This is a genomic window from Allobacillus salarius (assembly GCF_007559425.1).
GTDB classification, from domain to species: Bacteria; Bacillota; Bacilli; order Bacillales; family Alkalibacillaceae; genus Allobacillus; species Allobacillus salarius.
The window spans coordinates 1-1,943 of sequence record NZ_VMHE01000057.1; the positions used below are offsets into that span (position 1 = coordinate 1).

A 1,943-nucleotide genomic window follows, 5' to 3' on the forward strand; every position below is an offset into this window, starting at 1 on the left:
TGTATTTGGCAAGTAAAAAATGTATGAAATGGCATTTAAAAATGCATGCCCACTTGCCACCTCAATTTATTGGTTCAATAAAGACTCCTTATAGCGATAACTATCACCAGTAAAAACGAGTAAATGTGAATGATGTATGAGTCGGTCAATAACCGCCTCTGTTAATATTGGATCTCCAAAAACATGATTCCATTGACCAAACTGAAGATTTGTCGTAATGACGATGCTTTTATTCTCATAGCACATGGATATTACTTGGAAAAGTAATTCTGCACCCTGTTTATGAAGAGGGATGTAGCCTAGCTCATCTAAAACGAGTAAGTCTAATTTTTCTATCTGTTTAATCAGTTTGGGGAGGGAACCTTGCTGGTTCGCCTCTATTAATTTATTAACTAAAGATGCCACAGTAAAGAACTTCACCTTACTGCCAAACCTATGTATGGCATTCAGACAAATTAATGTCGCCAAATACGTTTTACCGGTTCCAACACCTCCATATAGAATAAGATTCTCCTTCTCCTTAATAAACGTTCCATCAAGCACTCTTTCTCGATCAATTCCTTGAGGGATCCGGATATGCTCCCATTGAAACGGTTGATTACCTGTCTTCGGGAGTTGCGCTTGACTGAGTAATAGGTTAACTTTTCGTTCTTCTCGATTCTGCACTTCTTGCTCAAATAGTTTGAGAAGATATTCTTGGTTACTGTCTGCCTCTAATTCATCAAAATGTTCTCGAATCCAACTCAACTTTAATCGTTTGGCATAGGCCTCAATTTGTTCTCTCATCTTACTTCACCCCCAGTCTGAAAGAGGGAATCGTAATGAGTAAGGCCTCTTGCTACATCAGGTACCTTAGGTACCGGAATACTAGGTTTAATAGCTTCATAGGTGTTGCTTTGGTTCAGTAGCGAATAAAAACAATGCTTAATTTGATCAGCACTCGGATGCCCGTGAGTAGAAGCCATTTTCAAGGCCTCATTCAATAATGTAAAATCATCGTTTTTTAATAATTCTCCTAATAAACGTAAGGCGCTTTTTTGCTCTTCCTCCGTGCAACTGTTCAAGTATTCGGACCAAGTCGGTGGGAACTGCTCATACAAACTTGAGTACTTTATGGCTCTTGGTCGTTTTGATAATAAATCCAGATAAGGCTGCCATATCATCGAGCGTCTTTTAATACCATATAATCGAGAGTGCTTAACAATGACATCGTTAATTTCATTAAAAATAACTACGGTGTTAAAAGTAATACATACACTTACCTTCTGTTTGGCAAATCTCGGAGAGGTAGAATATTGTTTTTTGTCTATTGTAACAATGCCATATTTATCAGCCTTTACATTCTGGTAAATAGCACAATCAAAATTTTTCTCGGGAAGGACTAGCCAATTTTCTTGATCTTCTTTAAATAATTCGGATTGAAGAACCTCCTTCTCATAATGCAAGCGATTACGGTCTTGCTCGGCCAACTCCCAAAGTGTTTCATTGAATTGATTAAGGTTTATTACGGTGTTTTCTGGTAGTAAAAAGTTATTCCTCACGTACTTAACCATCGCCTCAACATGGCCTTTCTCATTTCCCTTTCCGGGATTACAAAACTCATATTTAAATCCGTAATGTAAAACAAATCGCTCAAACGTATCCGTTAATTCTCGTTCTCCTTTTGCTCGTATTTTTTTAACTGCGGGAGATAGATTATCAAATCGAATCGTGGCAGGAACCCCTCCCATATGACGAAACATTCGTTGTAATCCCTCAAGTAAACACTCCGTATTTTCCGAAGGAAATACTTGAAAATAAAAGCTATTACTATGAGGGAATGACATGACCAGATAAGGTAAGTCAATGAGCTCAGAATGATACTTAAATGGGGCTGTGCCAAAATCCACTTGTGCCGTACCTGGAAAAGATTCAAGAGGTAAAGCTGCATCCTCCATGCTTTC

The 1,943-nt window shown here is 38.1% G+C and carries 2 protein-coding genes; both read right to left on the minus strand.

Annotated features, from left to right (window positions below; translation table 11 throughout):
- Window positions 1–66: 66 nt before the first annotated feature.
- Window positions 67–786 (minus strand): IS21-like element helper ATPase IstB, encoded by a 720-nt coding sequence (istB, locus tag FPQ13_RS12940; RefSeq protein ID WP_144089732.1) that lies wholly within the window; start codon window positions 784–786, stop codon window positions 67–69.
- On the minus strand, window positions 783–1,943 hold a 1,161-nt coding region (gene istA, locus FPQ13_RS12945; protein WP_144089733.1), incomplete at its 5' end, for an IS21 family transposase. The genes istB and istA, both read right to left, overlap by 4 nt.